11 protein-coding genes are annotated in these 16,894 nt (G+C 47.0%); 5 read left to right on the forward strand and 6 right to left on the reverse strand.

What is annotated here, in order from left to right; all coding sequences use genetic code 11:
* Positions 1-66: 66 nt before the first annotated feature.
* The 3 genes from QUA07_RS08970 to QUA07_RS08980 all read right to left on the reverse strand — a co-directional run bounded on the left by QUA07_RS08970 (position 67) and on the right by QUA07_RS08980 (position 3,612).
* On the reverse strand, positions 67-2,112 hold the full coding sequence (locus tag QUA07_RS08970) for an NAD(P)H-quinone oxidoreductase subunit 5 (RefSeq protein WP_333324369.1): 2,046 nt from the start codon (positions 2,110-2,112) through the stop codon (positions 67-69).
* 363 nt (positions 2,113-2,475) lie between these two features.
* Positions 2,476-2,853 carry a thioredoxin family protein gene (locus QUA07_RS08975; RefSeq protein WP_333262789.1) on the reverse strand — a complete coding sequence of 126 codons (378 nt, stop codon included), beginning with the start codon at positions 2,851-2,853 and terminating at the stop codon, positions 2,476-2,478.
* A gap of 45 nt (positions 2,854-2,898) precedes the next feature.
* Positions 2,899-3,612, reverse strand: a complete 714-nt coding sequence (locus QUA07_RS08980) for an NnrU family protein (protein WP_333324253.1) — start codon at positions 3,610-3,612, stop codon at positions 2,899-2,901.
* 236 nt (positions 3,613-3,848) lie between these two features.
* Between QUA07_RS08980 and QUA07_RS08985 the strand changes: the two genes are divergently transcribed.
* From QUA07_RS08985 to QUA07_RS08995, 3 genes are all read left to right on the forward strand, one after another.
* Positions 3,849-4,853, forward strand: coding sequence for a LysR family transcriptional regulator (locus QUA07_RS08985; RefSeq protein WP_333054398.1), 1,005 nt, complete (start codon positions 3,849-3,851; stop codon positions 4,851-4,853).
* Positions 4,854-4,985: 132 nt separating this feature from the next.
* On the forward strand, positions 4,986-6,431 hold the full coding sequence (locus tag QUA07_RS08990; RefSeq protein WP_333324255.1) for a serine/threonine-protein kinase: 1,446 nt from the start codon (positions 4,986-4,988) through the stop codon (positions 6,429-6,431).
* Between the two features lie 87 nt (positions 6,432-6,518).
* Positions 6,519-8,192, forward strand: a complete 1,674-nt coding sequence (locus tag QUA07_RS08995; protein ID WP_333324257.1) for an asparagine synthase-related protein — start codon at positions 6,519-6,521, stop codon at positions 8,190-8,192.
* A gap of 524 nt (positions 8,193-8,716) precedes the next feature.
* Here QUA07_RS08995 and QUA07_RS09000 read toward each other — a convergent pair.
* Positions 8,717-9,724: a zinc-dependent alcohol dehydrogenase family protein gene (locus QUA07_RS09000; protein ID WP_333324371.1), complete on the reverse strand. Its 1,008-nt coding sequence runs from the start codon at positions 9,722-9,724 to the stop codon at positions 8,717-8,719.
* Positions 9,725-9,922: 198 nt separating this feature from the next.
* Here QUA07_RS09000 and QUA07_RS09005 point away from each other — a divergent pair, with 198 nt between their 5' ends.
* The gene (locus QUA07_RS09005) at positions 9,923-10,981 is read left to right on the forward strand and encodes a transposase (RefSeq protein ID WP_333324259.1); all 1,059 of its coding nucleotides are present in this window, start codon (positions 9,923-9,925) and stop codon (positions 10,979-10,981) included.
* 242 nt (positions 10,982-11,223) lie between these two features.
* On the forward strand, positions 11,224-14,769 hold the full coding sequence (locus QUA07_RS09010; protein WP_333324261.1) for an EAL domain-containing protein: 3,546 nt from the start codon (positions 11,224-11,226) through the stop codon (positions 14,767-14,769).
* Between the two features lie 233 nt (positions 14,770-15,002).
* Here the strand turns inward: QUA07_RS09010 and QUA07_RS09015 are convergent, their stop codons facing one another.
* Both QUA07_RS09015 and ilvN read right to left on the reverse strand, forming a co-directional pair.
* Positions 15,003-16,070: a hypothetical protein gene (locus QUA07_RS09015; protein ID WP_333324264.1), complete on the reverse strand. Its 1,068-nt coding sequence runs from the start codon at positions 16,068-16,070 to the stop codon at positions 15,003-15,005.
* 103 nt (positions 16,071-16,173) lie between these two features.
* Positions 16,174-16,692 (reverse strand): acetolactate synthase small subunit, encoded by a 519-nt coding sequence (gene ilvN / locus QUA07_RS09020; RefSeq protein WP_041622928.1) that lies wholly within the window; start codon positions 16,690-16,692, stop codon positions 16,174-16,176.
* Positions 16,693-16,894 lie beyond the last annotated feature (202 nt).

Consider the following 16,894-nt stretch of genomic DNA (forward strand, 5'->3'; position numbering starts at 1 on the left):
CGAGACAAACAAGAGATACAGTCGGTTTGACATTAAGTTGACACTAAATGCCGTGTCCCTACCGATTTAACTGACTCCCGAAACGATCGCAAAACCCAGAACTGCGACAAACACAATCAAGGCATAAAATTGAGCGCGACCGCTCTCAAAGTATTTCAAACCTTCGCCGCTAACTAGGGTGATAAACCCTGTTAAGTTGACGACACCATCGACGACTCGCAAATCAACTTCCATGACTTGCCGCGCTAAACGGCGACTGCCTTTGACAAAGAGAAAATCGTTGATATCGTCGAGATACCACTTGTTGAGGGAGAATTCGTAAAGCGGTTTGATTTTTTGGGCGATCGCACTTGCGTCAATTTTACGGCTTAAATACATCAGAGAAGCCAAAGTAATGCCCAGCAAAGCAATACCTACAGAGCTTCCGCCCATGATTATAAATTCCGTCAAATTGAACTCAGCAGCGTGTTCCAAAACTTCTTCGAGAGACTCGCCCGGAGCGCGAACAAACTGCTCGAAATAATTGGCAAACGGCGTACCGAGAAAACCGATAAACACAGAAGGTACTGCCAGCAACACTAACGGCAGAGCCATTGTCAGAGGAGATTCGTGAGGCAAATGGTCGTGCTCATCGTGACTGTCGTCAGTTGAGGCCAATTCCTTAACGTTCATCGCTCCCGGGCCAAAAACAAGACCGGGTTGCAGGAGTTGCCGCTTGATGGTGCTGTCATTCCCCCGGAATTCGCCCTCAAAGGTGCTGAAATACATCCGGAACATATAAAACGCGGTCATCCCCGCCGTCAACCAGCTAACAGCCCACAAAGCGGGATTTGCTGCGAAGGCGCTGGCGAGAATTTCGTCTTTTGACCAAAAACCAGCAAACGGCGGAATTCCGCAGATTGCCAAATTACCGATTAAAAAGCAAGAAGCGGTAATCGGCATATATTTCCGCAAGCCGCCCATGACTCGCATATCTTGAGCGAGTGCGGGGTTGTGGCCTACAACTGCTTCCATCCCGTGAATGACTGAACCTGAACACAGGAACAGCATTGCTTTGAAGTAAGCGTGGGTCATCAAGTGGAAAAGTCCGGCACTGTAAGCGCCGACGCCCATTGCCATCACCATGTAGCCGAGTTGGGAGATGGTGGAGTAGGCGAGGCCTTTTTTGATGTCATTTTGGGTAATCGCGATCGAAGCACCCATAAATGCCGTAAAACAGCCGGTGCAGGCGATCAAATTCATGACTGCAGGCAGCCCTTCAAACACCGGGTACATCCGAGCGATCAGGAATACGCCCGCGGCTACCATTGTCGCGGCGTGGATTAAGGCCGAAATCGGTGTCGGGCCTTCCATTGCGTCTGGCAGCCAGACGTGGAGGGGGAATTGAGCGGATTTGGCTGCTGGGCCCAAAAATATCAGGACGCCGAAGATTGTCGCCAGAGTCGCCGAAAGAGCACCGGATTCGACTAAGGAGTGCAGGCGTTCGCCCATCACCTCAAATTCAAAGCTGCCGGTGGCCCAGTAAATGCCGAGGATGCCCAGCAGCAGGCCGAAGTCGCCGACGCGGTTGGTGACAAAAGCTTTTTGGCAAGCGTCAGCAGCGGGTTTGCGATCGTACCAAAATCCGACTAGCAGGTATGAACACATACCTACGAGTTCCCAAAAAATGTAAATCTGAACGATGTTCGGGCTGATTACGAGACCCAACATCGACGCGCTGAAGATGCTCAGGTAGGCGTAAAAGCGCACGTACCCGTCATCGTGAGCCATGTAGCCGTCGGTGTAAATCATCACCAAAAAGGCGACCGTAGTGACGATCGCCAGCATCACCGACGTTAGGGGGTCGATAATATAGCCCATATTCAGCGAGAAGTCGCCAGCAGAAGCCCACTGAATACTGCGGGTGTAGGGTGCGTGGCCCTGTAGTTGACTCCACAGCAATGCGAAGGAGAGTACCATTGACCCGCCGAGTGCGGAGACGATTAATATCGCATTCGCTTGTCGGAGTTTGTTGGTTGCCTGGTTAAAGGTGATTAAGCCTAGACCTACTAGCATTGCGCCTGCCAGTGGCAGGACAGGAATCAGCCAAGCATATTGATAAAGCAGTTCCATGACTGATAGGTAGTTTAAAGTTTCTACTAGATATTGCCAAAACTGTAAACAATTGTGACACACGCCTGCGCCACTGGGCCAAAATACTTGATCCAATTCTTTAAGTATTGCTATACCTGAGTGCAATCGCGAGCGAGACGATCGCACTACTTTTTTCATCGCCAGCGAGACGATCGCACCCTACTCCGAAAATTATTATTCCTGTGGCAAGGGAAACTATAGGACAAATCTCACAGTCCTGTGCGTTCAAGACTGCGAGATTTATTTTGGTGTCCGATGGTTGATGGACAAATGGGGAATGCCTTCTGCTTCCGACATAAAAGCCGAATGCCTTCTAAACAAGAGCCGAATGCCTTGGAACCATTACCGGTTGGCTACTTCCTGAAGTTGCAGCCGTTGAGATGGGGAAGCTACGTGAGCCGCGAGCATCCAGGAATCCAGAGTCCGCCGCAGTTCCTCACGTCCTTGGTAGTCTTCAAATCTAAATCGAACTTTATCGCCCTCAAACAAAATCAGTGTGGGCAGACTTGTCAATCGATAAGTGTGGGCCAACTTAAAACATTGATCGGCATTCACCCCGACCAGCTTGACTTTTTCTGCCCACTGTGCTTCAAAAGTCTTAAGCGTGGGGTCGATCGCGCGGCACAAACCGCACCAAGGAGCCGAAAAGTGAACTAAAACGGGGGTAGAGGCTTGAAATACCTCTTGTGCAAAAGTGCGTTCGCTAACCGACAACACCATGAGCCCTCAAAATTTAATAATTTTTTTTCTATCCTAGGGATCATGCTACCAGTATATGTTCCTAGTGACACGCATCAAAAAAGGATGAATTTCCCACAGCAGGCCCGTAAAAATGACTACACCTAGATAGGAAGGGCGCAGAAATTCAAGAAAATCAAGGGTTTGACGCTTTTGTAGGATTGCCAAAAAAGGCATGATTGAGGTTCGAGATTTGATGGTTTCAAAGGATTCTCCAAAACGAGCCTGAAGTCGCCTGTCGCCGTGCCACACTCCGAACAGGTGGTGAAGTACCAAACCGATGGAAGTGACGAGGGTAAAGCTAGTGCCAATCCACAGGGTATGGGCCACGCACCAAATCACCTGTCCCACCATTTGCGGGTGACGGGTGATGCGAATGATGCCAGTTTCGTAGAGGTGAACTTGGGGCTTTTGGACGGCGGCAATTTCTAGGAGGTTGAAAGTTGCTGGGTACAGAAACAGAAAGGAAATTGCCGAAAGTATCCAAACTGCTGGTTTAACTCCGGGTAATCCCTGTAACTGCCAAAGCTGTACGCCGTCGTAGCGGTGGTTGAAAAAGTAGACAATCAGAATGACGGCTAGCGGCAAACTGACAAGGGCAAACAAAACGCGATAAAGTCTCGGCCCGATCAGCTTTTCACCTTTGGGCCGGAGGGCTGCTAAACCGCTGTGGGCGATCGCAAAAACCAGTAACAGGCCCAGAATAACTAAGTGGGAGTCGAGCGCCAAGTCGATCGTCATTGCAAATATTAAGAAAAGTTATTGATTCTCGGCCAATTTGTGTCACAAAGTATCTATGGGAGCATTCAGCGGTTATCAGTCAGTTAACTGTTCACTGTTCGCTGTTGACTGTTGACTGTTCGCTGTTCGCTGTTGACTGTTCGCTGTTGACTGTTCGCTGTTTGCTGTTCGCTGCCTACAGTCAACCGTCAACCGTCAACTGACAACTGACAACTGACAACTGACAATTTAGATATATGTCTGACCTTCCTTTCACTTTAGACCAGTTACGCATTCTCAAGGCGATCGCCTCTGAAGGAAGCTTCAAACGCGCCGCGGACAGCCTCTATGTATCCCAGCCAGCAGTTAGCTTGCAGGTGCAAAACTTAGAGAGACAATTGGACGTGCCGCTGTTTGACCGGGGGGGGCGGCGGGCTCAACTGACCGAAGCCGGACACCTGCTGCTGAGTTACGGCGAGAAAATTTTATCGCTTTGCCAAGAAACTTGTCGAGCTCTGGAAGACTTGCAAAATCTCCAAGGCGGTACTTTGATCGTCGGCGCTTCTCAAACAACGGGAACCTATTTGCTGCCCCGGATGATTGGGATGTTTCGCCAAAAGTACCCGGATGTAGCGGTACAACTTCACGTTCACTCGACCCGCCGCACGGCGTGGAGTGTGGCCAACGGGCAAATCGATTTGGCAATTGTTGGCGGAGAAATTCCTACCGAACTTGTAGAAGCTTTAGAAATTGTTCCTTACGCTGAGGACGAACTGGCTTTGATTCTTCCTCCATCTCACCCGATGGTACAACAAGAAACTATCCAAAAAGAAGACCTTTACAAATTGCAGTTTATTTCCCTCGATTCGCAGTCTACGATCCGCAAAGTAATCGATCAGGTACTGACTCGCTGCGGCATAGACACGCGCCGCTTGAAAATAGAGATGGAACTAAATTCGATCGAAGCCATTAAAAATGCCGTTCAGTCGGGGCTGGGGGCAGCTTTTGTCTCGGTTTCGGCGATCGAAAAAGAGTTGCTCATGGGCGTCTTGCACAAATCTCAAATGGACGAAGTTTTGGTAACTCGCATTTTGTCGCTGATTTACAACCCCAACCGCTACCGTTCTAAAGCAGCAGAGGCTTTCAGCAATGAAATTTTGCCCCAGTTTGCTACTTATTCGACCATCCTGGAGAAGAAAGAACCCCCGGCGCTCGATTTGGGATTCATAGAAATAGGAACTCCCAACTCGGCGGGAAGTTAATCTCTTAGGTCGCTGGCAGTTAGCAGTTCGCGGTTAGTTGAGAAATCGAAATCTGATTTAACAATCGCTTTTTCTTCCCTATTGCCTCTTCCCTCTTCCCTCTTCCCTCTTCCCTCTTCTTAGCAAACCAAAATGGAAGTTTACTGCACCCGCCCGGGCTGCCCGCGCCCTCAAAACTATTTTCCCGACCTCGATGACAGTTCGCTGCTGAAAACCGTGCAGCAAAAGTTTTGCACGACTTGCGGGATGCCCCTAATTTTGGGCGGGCGCTATTTGCCCGTCAGGTTGTTGGGTCAAGGCGGTTTTGGGGCGGCATTTTTGGCGAGAGACCGCTATACTCCGGCGATGCGGCAGTGCGTTGCTAAACTTTTGCAGCCCTCGGTAAGTCTGACTCCGCCTCAGCTAAAAATCGCTCAAACTCTGTTTGAACGGGAAGCGGCGGTGCTAGAAGAACTGGGAAACGAACATTCCCAAATTCCGAGTTTGCTGGCTTTTTTTGAGCTGACTGTTACGAGTTTGCAGCCGGGAAAAAACGATCAGTTTTTCTATCTGGTTCAAGAATTTATTGACGGTAAAAATTTGGAGGATGAACTAGCTGTTAAAGGCAGGTTTTCGGAGGCGGAAATGGTGGAGGTGCTGCGGGAAATTTTGAAGGTTCTCGATTTTGTACACTCTCGCGGTTCGATTCACCGAGATATTAAACCTGCTAATATTATGCGGGGTAAAAACGGTCGGCTTTATTTATTAGATTTTGGGGCTGTTAAACAAGTAACACAAAGTGTTGGGAGTGCAAAAGCTTCGACTGGTATTTATTCTTTGGGTTACGCTCCGCCAGAACAGATGAGCGGGCAAGAAGTTTATCCGGCAACGGATTTGTATGCTTTGGCTGTGACTTGCATTACTTTGCTGAGCGGTTTGCAGCCGACGGAGTTGTTTGATAGTTACAGAAACGAGTGGAATTGGCAGTCGCGGGTGCAGGTAAGTTCGCGCTTGGCTCACGTTCTCGATCGAATGTTATTATCAGCTCCCAGCCAGCGTTTTCAATCTGCGAGGGAGGTGGAAGCGGCTCTGATGTCTGGCCCTCAACAACATTCTCAACCACCTACAGTCGTGGTGGCGCCGCCTCCGATACCTCTTCAACCGACTCTGCCTCCTCCTGTACGGGTTCCTGCAACACATCCGGGAGGGCTACAACCTTCGCAGAGATCGACTTTTTCGATTTGGGAGGTTTTGTCGGGGGCGGCGTTTACAGGTTTTGAGGCGGGGGTGCTGGCGATCGCCCTGACGAGTTTGCTGCCCTCTCCTGGCTTGAGTATCGGATTGTTGGGGATGATTGTGGCGGGTTTGATTTACGGCCAGTACCGCAGGGCGATCGAACAAACTGAGATGTTGATTATTGGTGCAGGTACTGTGGCTTTGCTGTGGTTTTTCCCGGTTTTACAGACGGCGGCACTTGCGATTTATCCGAATTCTCCGATCACTGGCGTGTTGTTTGTGGGATGGTTGGGTGCTTTGGGTGCGATCGCTGGCACAGCTATTTTTCGCCTGATTTATAAGCTGCTTTCAAACGTTTTTTAATGTAATAGTCATCTCCAGAAAAGCCGGTTTTGAACAGGCTTTCCGGCCTGTTTCACAATAATAATTATGGGATATGTTTAATTTAAAATGCAGACTCAGAAGTCTATCTACCCTAATTGGGTCATTGCTTGGGGCCCAGAAGCCCGATCGCACCCTGCAACTTGGGAAACTTCCGGTTTTGCCATAATCGGAGCTCAACCCACCTTCAGCCCCAATCAGCGATTTGTGCTGGTAGGTGACTGCTGCTTCGATCGCACCCCCACGCTCAAACAACAGATTGACACAGATGGATTGACCGATTTGGCGATTGTCGGGCGGCTATGGGAGCAGTACGGTACTAAAACACTGAGCTTACTGTCAGGACACTTTGCCCTTGCCGTGTGGGAGAGAGACGAGCAAACCTTGTGTCTGGGGCGCGATCGCGTTGGAGCCAAAACCCTCTATTACACCCGTACAGGAACGACTCGCTGGATTGCGCCTCGACTGCGATCACTCAATCCGTATCACGATCGAGAACTTGATTTAGTTGCTTTGCGCGACTATTTGTGCTGTGCGTTTGTACCCGGAGCACAAACGCTGTGGGAAGCCGTGCGAGAGTTGCGGCCCGGTAGCTACCTGTACTTACCGGATGTTGAGGTGCAGAGATACTGGCAGCCACAGGAGCAAATTACTAACGCCGATCGCCCTTTGGAATGGCATAGTCAACAAGTGCGATCGCTTTTGGAACAACTGGTGCAGGAAGGGCTACCAGCGGGAGAACCAGTCGCAGCATATCTTTCGGGCGGGATTGATTCAAGCTGCGTCACGGCGATCGCGGCGAGGCTGCACGATCGTCCGGTACACACTTTTTCGATGCACTTTGGCGATCAATATCCCAGCGAGATTGAATTTGCCAACATCGTCGCAGCACATTGTGGCACTGAGCACCATATTTTAGAAGTTTCGCCAAAGCAAATTTGGGAGTTGCTACCGGAAACGCTGGCGGCGATGGATGATCCGGTGGGGGAAGGCTTGACGGTTCCAAATTTGCTGTTGGGGCGATCGGCAAAGCAATTCGCAGACGTGGTACTCAATGGCGAAGGTGGCGATCCGTGCTTTGGCGGGCCGAAAAATAAGCCGATGCTGCTGAATAGTTTGTATGGTTCGATTCAGGGTAAACCAGATCCGATCGCAGCTTACTTGACTTCGTTTCAAAAATGCTATGTGGATTTGCCACGTTTGCTGAAGCCGCAGGTTTGGGAAAAGGTGAAGAATGCGCCTTCCGTCTTTGCTGAGGAATTGCAACAGACAGAAACGACGTTTTTGAATCGGCTGATGCGACTCAACATTGAGTTTAAAGGAGCCGATTACATTTTGACCAAGGTGAATAATCTCACGGCTGCGGCGGGACTAAAAGCTCGATCGCCCCTATTCGATGCGCGGATGGTGGCGCTGAGTTTGCAAATTCCGCCAGAATATAAGCTTTCGGGCGCGCAGGAAAAAGCGGTTCTCAAGGCTGCTGTGGCGGATTTGCTGCCCGATGTCATTGTCAACCGTCCGAAAAGCGGGATGGTGATGTCGATGCAGCAGTGGTTTTTGAGGGATTGGCAGCGGCAAGCGCGATCGTTGCTGCTGAATCGTCATGCGGCGATCGCGCCTTACCTCGATCGAACACTAATCCGCGAGTGGCTAAACTATCGTGGCGAAGTTTTTCCCCGCTATGGGCTGAAGCTGTGGCTGCTGGTGACGCTGGAAATTTGGTTACAAGTGAATCGCCGTTAGTTATGCAAAATTAGGACACGGCGCCGTGCTTTTCGTCGTGTCAATTTAAGCACTTGACCCCCAAGTTTCTCGATCGACAGCGGCATTTTTCCTATGCGGTTTTCGCTCTTGTTTATAGCACCCAGTTGACATTTTTTAGGCGGTCAGCCTTTTAATCATCAGCCTAATAATATGAATTCCGGTTGTATTGGAATGATTAAACCGCAGAGGGCGCAGAGGATACAGAGAAAGGGAAGAGACAGATGGATCATTCCGAGACCAATGGATTTGATAGAAAACAAAGATTTATCTAGGTCGTGCAATTAGCCAGAACTCTCTCAAAGTTATTAACCAGGAGTTTGCACCTTTCTATCCAAGAATTTCATATCATGTCCGATCGATTAAGCATAATATCGCGGTCGGGGTGAGTTTTTGAGATTGTCAGTTATTGGCAGGTATTCTTGGTGAACCCGCCCTACAAAAATCGCCGTTTTTCGACCGGACATGATATCAGTTGTGAATTTCTTATTTAACCATCCGCATTTTTAACCACCCGCAATTTCAAGCACTATTTTACCGGTTACTGAGCCTGTTTCTAACAGTTCGTGAGCGGCTGGCGCTTCTTCGAGAGGGAAAGTTTTGCTGACGTGAATTTTTAGCAAGTTGCGATCGCACAAACGAGCACACTTCTGCAAAATATGAGCCTGCTGTTCCTGTTCCTCCACCAAACCTTCCAGCATTGGTGTTAACATTAATTCCAGACTAATTCTCAGATTCCGCATTCTCGCTGTTTTCAAATTGCCCAAAGCTGGATCGGGTTCCAAAATTGTTACCAAATCTCCATAAATCTTCACCGCTGGAATAGTTTGGTAAAAAGTTTCTCCCCCGACTGTATCGAAAGCCAAATCAACTCCTTGTCCTTGAGTCCAAGTCAAAACCTCATCGACAACATTGGTATTTTTGTATAAAATAACTGAATCTGCACCTAAGTTCTTGACAAAATTGGCTTTTTCCGCAGAACTAACAGTCGTGCAAACCTCTGCCCCCTGCAACTTCGCCAACTGTACCGCGACGTGGCCGACACCGCCTGCACCAGCTTGAACCAGCACTTTTTGGCCGGCTTGCAAGCGCCCTCGATCGTACAGCGATTCCCAAGCTGTAATTAAAACTAACGGTGCCGCCGCCGCCTCAGCAAAACTTAAAGCAGCAGGCTTGAGGGCGAGAAAGCGTTGGTCTACAACGGCAAACTCAGCATAAGTACCGATCGACCCGCCCAAACCGCCATTGCAGAAAAAAACCTCGTCTCCCACTTGGAAACTTTGCACACCAGCACCGACAGCCTCTACGACTCCAGCACCGTCGCACCCCAAAACGTGAGGAGCTTTATCGGGGTAAAAAGTGCCGCGCGATCGCAACTTAGTATCTATCGGATTGATACCCGCCGCTCGCAACCGCACCAAAACTTCAGTTTCTGTTTGTATAGTAGGAGCGGGGATATCTTGCAGTTTCAATACGGACGGGCTTCCGGGGGTTTGAAAAACAATCGCTTTCATCATGGGTGTTACACTAGATCAGATAATCCCTAGACTTTATTGTATATTGCTTAGCGAAGCAACAAAAAACTTTTTGTTTATCCCAAAGTTTATGATTGTTGTTGAAAGGCATTACTTAGATCGTCAGCATCAGTTTTATAAACAGTTTGATGACTTATCATTTCTGTCCAAAATTTTCTACGATCGTGGTAATTATTTATGATAAAACACTTTTTTAGTTCGGGATATCAAGTTGGTAGCACTAGAACTATCAGACAGTTATTTGCCATCTTAAAACCTAGACACATATCTCAATCATTCACTGCTAAAATTAGAAATAAAGGTCTCAAACAAGTTGTTCACGATGGGGAGGATTGCCAAAATTCAAGAATAGCTTATGATCCAGATATACCTCGATTTTCATTCCTACCTAGCATCCCCCAATACCAACATAAAATTTGTACACGTAACTTGTTCAGTTCTGATAACCAATCCATAAAAAAAAGGGGGATAAACCCCAATCAGGGACTACTTCATTTATCTCAAAGTGACATAATATTTTATACAAAATCCCAAAATGTCATCAAGGTAAGGGTCGTTCCTGCAACAGCGCTCTACTTTTTTGAGGTTGCTAATCAAAAGCCTGTAACGTTGGTGGATTTAAATTACCACCTCAGAGCAGGTATAGATTTAGGGATTGCTCACTTCGTCGCTTTGGCATCTAATAAGCCAACATTTACTCCAACTATTTATGATAAAAAACATCTCAAATCAATTAATCAAGGTTTCAATCAACGCAGAGCATTTTTACTGTCAAAAATCGACCAGGAAAAATCTACCACGCGCCAAATCCAGCAAATCACATTTAATCGAAACAAGACATTAGAAAACTACCTTCATCAGACCAAGATTTTGATTGTCAAGCGGTTGGAGGATGAGAAAAAAATCCAGTTAATTATTGGTACAAAGGTGAGGAATAAACAGAATATAAAATTACAAAAAAACCATCATATTTTTGGCGTAATTACTCATACCCAGCCCATAAAATTTCTTACTTGCAAAACTGAATTAGTCGGTATCAAGGTAATAGTTCCACAAGCAGCTTATACAAATAAGTGCAGCTTTGGGGATGTAGAGCCTGTCGGTAAGCAAGAGTCTTACCAGGGTAAGATCGGTAAACGCGAGTGGTTTCGGTCTTGGAATGAAAGTCGAATTAATGCTGATGTGAATGCAGCGTTAAATATAATTAGAAAAGTCAACGTAAACTCACCGCCTTAGAAGAGTGCCACAATCGTATATATGTGTTTACAATTTCACCTGTACGGGTTCAGCCTGTACGAAAAAAACCACAAAAAGTTCGGTAATGTCAAGTATTGCCAGGTTTTTTGTGAACTGTTAACTCTCTTGTCGCCTTCACGGCGATCTGACCTTGTATTCGTTACCCATCCGTGACGATACTTAGTTATTTTTAAATAGATTGGCTTCAGATAACTACAACAATTGTCGAGCGGTGCTAATCGATGTTCGATCTAGATTTATTTTTTTACTTTGAGATTCTTGCATATTTTCTGGGATTATCGGCGACTTTAGCCTTGGTGCCCGCGATTTGTCTCAAGTGGCACCGAAGGTCTTCCAGTCTACCGCTAGCCAAAGAGCAACGGCAGTTGGCCGACTTAAAGCCGGACGATTTATCTGCAGGATTGAAAATGCGGAAAAACTTTGTGATTTTCCCGAACTCAAATCGGTGGCCGGCAACTGACAGCTTCTTGGGTAAAGTTTTAGGTGTGGGCCGCGCTGTATTCTTGCCCAAGCAACAGCGCCTAACAGTGAATTCTTCACCTATTGTGGGGCCTGGAACTAGCAAAACCCTAAGTCTGAGCATTTCGGGTTCGATGGGGGAAAATCTCGATCGCCCGAATGCCGAGAATCCTCCCAAAGTTAATGCTTTCGCGCAATTAGAGGAAGATTTGCTGGGCGAAATCCTAGCAGGTACTGATTCGCCGGGGGGAGCAGAATTCTTTGATGCCTTAGTTTGCCACTTAGCCTCAGCACTCGGAGTTCGCACCGCCGTCGCTGCCAAATCGATTAAGTCGAAGGCACGCACTGATGCTGCTGCCGATAGATTGCAAGTTATCAGTTTTTGGAGCGACGGACAGCAGCAGCCAAACTTTGAGTGCGACACCGCCAATACTCCCGAAGCGCGGGTGCTGGAGGCGGGAATGTATTCCTGTCCAGACAACCTCTGGGAAACCTTTCCAGAAGACCGCAGACCGGTAGTTACAGGTGCGCGCAGTTTCGTGGGAGTCTTGCTGAAAAACTCTTACGGCGAACCTTTAGGCATTATCTGTATTTTCCACGATCGCCCCCTGGTGGAAGCACATCTTGCCAAATTCCGATTAATTCTCAGCATCTTTGCCGGACGGGCCGCCGCCGAATTAGAGCGGCAGCGCCTAGAAGCAGCACTGTCCACTGTAGAAGCGAAATACTGCGCCCTGGTAGAACAAATGCCGGCTGTCACCTACATTTCTCCCCTCAACCGCACGGCTGCCAAACTTTACATCAGCCCGCAAATCGAGACTTTTCTAGGTTATTCTGTAGCTGAATGGAGAGCCGATCCCGACCTGTGGCTGAAACTCGTTCACCCAGAAGACCGTGACCGCGTGTTAGTTGAAAACGCTACACAGAAATTCACCGATGGAGAAGATATCTTCTGCGAGGGGTCGCTGGTTTCAGAATACCGCGCGATCGCCCGCAACGGTCGAGTAGTCTGGTTCCGCGATCAAGCGACCGCAGTTCGCGATGAAGCAAGCAAATCTGTCATCCTTCAAGGCGCCATGTTTGATATCACCGAGACTAAAGTAGCTGCCAGCGCACTGCTAGAAAGCGAATACCGCTATTACACCTTGGCAAAAATACTGCCGGTCGGGATTTTCCGCGCCGACGCTGCTGGAGATTGCTTGTACGTCAATGAGCGATTTTTGGAGATGGCGGGACTGACTGCACCAAAGGCACTAGGCGAAGGTTGGGCGCAAAGTTTGCATCCCGAAGACCGCGATCGTGTTTTGAGCCAGTGGTATCGCGCTGTCACAGATAAGTTGCCCTGTAAGTTAGAGTACCGTTTTTGCAACGGTGACTTCACAACCTGGGTATTTTGGCAAGCAGTGCCAGAAATGACGAAAAGCGGGGAAGTTCTAGGCTATCTCGGCACGTTGACCGATATCAGCGATCGCAAGCAGGCAGAATTCGCGCTGCAACAGGCGGAAGAGAAATACCGCAGTATCTTTGAAAATGCGATCGAAGGCATTTTCCAGATAACGCCTGACGGGCGCTACCTCAGCGCTAACCCTGCTTTGGCGAGAATTTACGGCTACTCCTCGGCTGCCGAATTGATCGCGAACATACGCAACATCGACCGCCAACTTTACCTCGATCCCAACCGCCGCGTCGAGTTTTTGCGTGCGATCGAAAAACAAGGTTTTGTGTCTGAGTTCGAGTCTCAAGTTTACCGCGCTGACGGCACTACTATCTGGGTTTCCGAGAACGGCCGGGCAGTTCGCGACCCTGATGGAAATTTACTTTACTACGAAGGCACTGTCGAAGATATTACCCTCCGCAAAATAGCAGAAGATAAGTTGGTACACGATGCTTTGCACGATATGCTAACCGGTTTGCCCAACCGAGCTTTATTTATGGATCGCTTGGGGCACGCGATCAATCTTTCAAAACGCCGCCCCGAAATTTTGTTTGCGGTGCTGTTTATCGATCTCGATCGCTTTAAGGTTGTTAACGATAGTTTGGGGCATTTAGTGGGCGATCGGTTGCTAATCGCGATCGCGCAGCGCCTGGGAATCTGTTTGCGCGCTGGAGATACCGTTGCGCGTCTTGGCGGCGACGAATTCGCTATTTTGCTGGAAAATATCAAAAGCACCGAGGATGCGATCCAGATTGCCGAACGAGTGCAAGCGGAACTGGCAGAGCCTTTTTACCTTAACGAATATCAAGTTTTTACCAGTGCTAGCATAGGGATTGTTTGTTCTGGTTTGCCTCGGTATTCAAGGGAAACCAGCAAACTGTCGAGTCCCGAACATCTGGGAAATATCGATCGGGAAACTTCTTTGTCTTGCTTATCTTCCGACTCTCCTGTTCCCAATGTCCCGTTCCCCATGTTGTACGATCGACCTGAAGAACTGCTCCGAGATGCAGATGCTGCCATGTATCATGCTAAGGGATTGGGCAAAGCTCGCCACGAAGTTTTTGACTTAAGTATGCACACTCGCGCCGTCGCCCTTTTGCAACTGGAAAACGACCTGCGACGCGCTTTAGACTCCCAAGAATTTCAGCTCTACTATCAGCCCATCGTCTCTCTAGTTACTGGTAGAATCAGCGGTTTTGAAGCGCTGCTGCGGTGGTATCACCCGCAGCGGGGTGTCGTAGCTCCTGGCGAGTTTATTTTAGTAGCAGAAGAAACTAGATTGATTATACCTATTGGCTGGTGGATGATGCGATCGGCTTGCCATCAGATCCACCAGTGGCACCAAAAATTCCCAGAAAATCCGCCGTTGACTGTCAGCGTCAACCTTTCTAACCAACAATTTAAACAACCGGATTTAATCGATCGCATTCGCGAAATTTTACAAGAAACTCAGCTTGACCCCCGCACTTTAAAGGTAGAAATTACTGAAGGCGTCATCATGGAGAATGCTGAATCAGCAGTCGCTATCCTCGCGGAATTGAAAAATTTAGAAATTCAATTATATATTGACGATTTCGGCACTGGCTATTCTTCTTTGAGCCGCCTACACACCTTTCCAACTGATGCTTTAAAAATCGATCGAGCTTTTGTCAGCCGCATGACTGAAGATGAAGGCAACGAAGCGATTGTACAGACTATTTTAATTTTAGCCAGTCATTTAGGTATGGATGTAATTGCTGAAGGAATCGAAACCAGCGAACAGCTTAATTTACTTAGAGCGCTGCAATGCGAATACGGACAAGGATACTTTTTCTCAAAGCCGATAGACAGCATTGCAGCCACACTTTTAATAGAAAGTCAACCCAAATGGTAATTTGTTAGTTAACGGTTGACTGTTGGCTGTTTGCTGTTTCTAGAAATAAAAACAGAGAGCGGGCTAGTTGTCTTTGGAAGTGAGTCTGATACCAAGTCCGGCTTCAATACCCCCTTTATCTCTTAGCCTGCGTCGGCATACTTCGTTTGAGTCTCTTTGCGGTTCAACCGCCGAATGATAAAGGAGGTGGACAACCCGGATTTAGTATGATAAACTTGCAGAATTTATAAATTTTACCGAATAATAGTCTCCCAAACGGTAGAGTCATAAAAATAACAAACGTGAGTTTTTCCTAAAAAACGTTGGAGGAAAGAAGAAGATTTTGCCGAAACTTTTTTGTAAATCATTTTATCTGAAGAACTTCCTTTAGGTAACGGAGTCTTAGCCGCCACCCAGTCTTGATTAGAATAGCAGTCAATCCAGGTATTTATTGTTGCATTGTTTAAGCATTTATTTATTTCTCTCTCTCCCCAATTAGATTTATAAGATAAAACCTTTAAATTTCCCCCTAAAGTAATGTATCGAAAAAAGTTTTCTCTGTGATAATCAGCCAGAGTATCTGTCGCCACAGCAACACCAAAGCTATAAGCTAATATAGTTGCTCTATCATAATTATCGCTCTTCAATACGTCTTCCAGAAGATTTGATACTCTACCACGAGTCTTTGATCTCATTGTACTACCCTCTGTATCTTCCCCTAAATAGGCTGCGGAGAATTCACAGATATCAATAAGTGAACTGATGGGTAAAAAGCTTGATAAAACACTAATAAAAAACCAAAAAGACCATCCTTTCATTGATTCACCAAAAAATCCAATCTTTTTTGCCATCTCCAGCGGAATTGCCCCGCCAAACAAACTATTTGTTTGTCCTATAGCTATCAAAACTGCAGCTAAAATTCCGTAATACCAACCTATAAATAAAATAGCCGAAATAATAAAATATATAAATAAAGAAGGAGATTCTTTAACGGACAACCAAATAGGAGAAATCAACCAATATATCAAGACTTCACCACCTCTAATAAATTTAGTTTTTTCATCTTTTTGACTCAGTTTATTACTAGCAAATACATCCATGTAATAAGCTTCATAAATGTCAATTGTTTTGTACAACTCTTGTTTGTTATAAATAGAAAATCTTTTTCCTGTATGTCCTGCTATTTTTATTTCACCGTTTTCTTGAACAGTAAAACTCTCTAGTTGCTCGCTTAAAGAGCTACAAAAAATTTCCAGAAACTCATTTTTTTCTTGAGTATTTAGACCAGGGACTAAAATTATAACTTCATTAGGAACTGCCATAAACTTTTAGACCTTATAATAATAAAAAGTGTCTTTAATTCAAGGTTAACAGTCAACAGTCAACAGTCAACAGTCAACCGTCAACCGTCAACCGTCAACTTCCTTAAACTTTCGCTTCCAAAGACTTGAGAAACTCAGTATTTACCCCCGACTCCCGCGTCAGGGCAATTTTCCCAGTACGAGCAATTTCCTTAATCCCAAATCTATTCAGAACCTGGACGATCGCCACCATTTTACCGGGATCTCCCACAACTTCCAATGTCAGCGTATCATCACCAATATCCACCACTCGCGCTCTAAAAATTTGAGCTAACTCAATGATCTCCGATCGCGTCCCGCTAGCAGCATTAACTTTCAGCAACATCAACTCCCGTTCCACACAGGGAATTTCCGTTATATCCTGAACTTTAAGCACGTTAATCAACTTGTACAGTTGCTTTGTCAACTGTTCGATAATTTGGTCATCTCCGGGTACAACCATCGTAATCCGAGACACTCCCCCTTGTTCCGCCGGGCCAACGGCCAGACTTTCAATATTAAAACCCCTACGGGCAAATAAACCAGCAATTCGAGTGAGGACACCCGCTTCATCTTCAACTAAAACCGAAAGAGTGTGTTTCATTTCTCCAAAAAGACGCATTTCGTGCAATTCTACTTTCGCTAATTCGCCTTTTAGCAGAAGTGCACGCCCATTGAACCTGCCTTAGACATTTTATCGCGAGTTATTAGCCGTTCATCTGCAGGAAAAAACAATATCATATAAGCTGTCGGGGCCAGAGTCACCTCCGATCGACAATATCACTCATAGATCAGCGTAAATCCGC

The sequence above is a fragment of the Microcoleus sp. T3_A4 genome, from assembly GCF_036700465.1.
Taxonomy (GTDB): Bacteria; Cyanobacteriota; Cyanobacteriia; order Cyanobacteriales; family Microcoleaceae; genus Microcoleus.

Coding starts and splice junctions, on each gene's coding strand:
- QUA07_RS08970 (WP_333324369.1), bottom strand. CDS start 2,112: ATGGAACTGCTTTATCAATATGCTTGGCTGATTCCTGTCCTGCCACTG.
- QUA07_RS08975 (WP_333262789.1), bottom strand. CDS start 2,853: ATGGTGTTGTCGGTTAGCGAACGCACTTTTGCACAAGAGGTATTTCAA.
- QUA07_RS08980 (WP_333324253.1), bottom strand. CDS start 3,612: ATGACGATCGACTTGGCGCTCGACTCCCACTTAGTTATTCTGGGCCTG.
- QUA07_RS08985 (WP_333054398.1), top strand. CDS start 3,849: ATGTCTGACCTTCCTTTCACTTTAGACCAGTTACGCATTCTCAAGGCG.
- QUA07_RS08990 (WP_333324255.1), top strand. CDS start 4,986: ATGGAAGTTTACTGCACCCGCCCGGGCTGCCCGCGCCCTCAAAACTAT.
- QUA07_RS08995 (WP_333324257.1), top strand. CDS start 6,519: ATGCAGACTCAGAAGTCTATCTACCCTAATTGGGTCATTGCTTGGGGC.
- QUA07_RS09000 (WP_333324371.1), bottom strand. CDS start 9,724: ATGAAAGCGATTGTTTTTCAAACCCCCGGAAGCCCGTCCGTATTGAAA.
- QUA07_RS09005 (WP_333324259.1), top strand. CDS start 9,923: ATGATAAAACACTTTTTTAGTTCGGGATATCAAGTTGGTAGCACTAGA.
- QUA07_RS09010 (WP_333324261.1), top strand. CDS start 11,224: ATGTTCGATCTAGATTTATTTTTTTACTTTGAGATTCTTGCATATTTT.
- QUA07_RS09015 (WP_333324264.1), bottom strand. CDS start 16,070: ATGGCAGTTCCTAATGAAGTTATAATTTTAGTCCCTGGTCTAAATACT.
- ilvN (WP_041622928.1), bottom strand. CDS start 16,692: ATGAAACACACTCTTTCGGTTTTAGTTGAAGATGAAGCGGGTGTCCTC.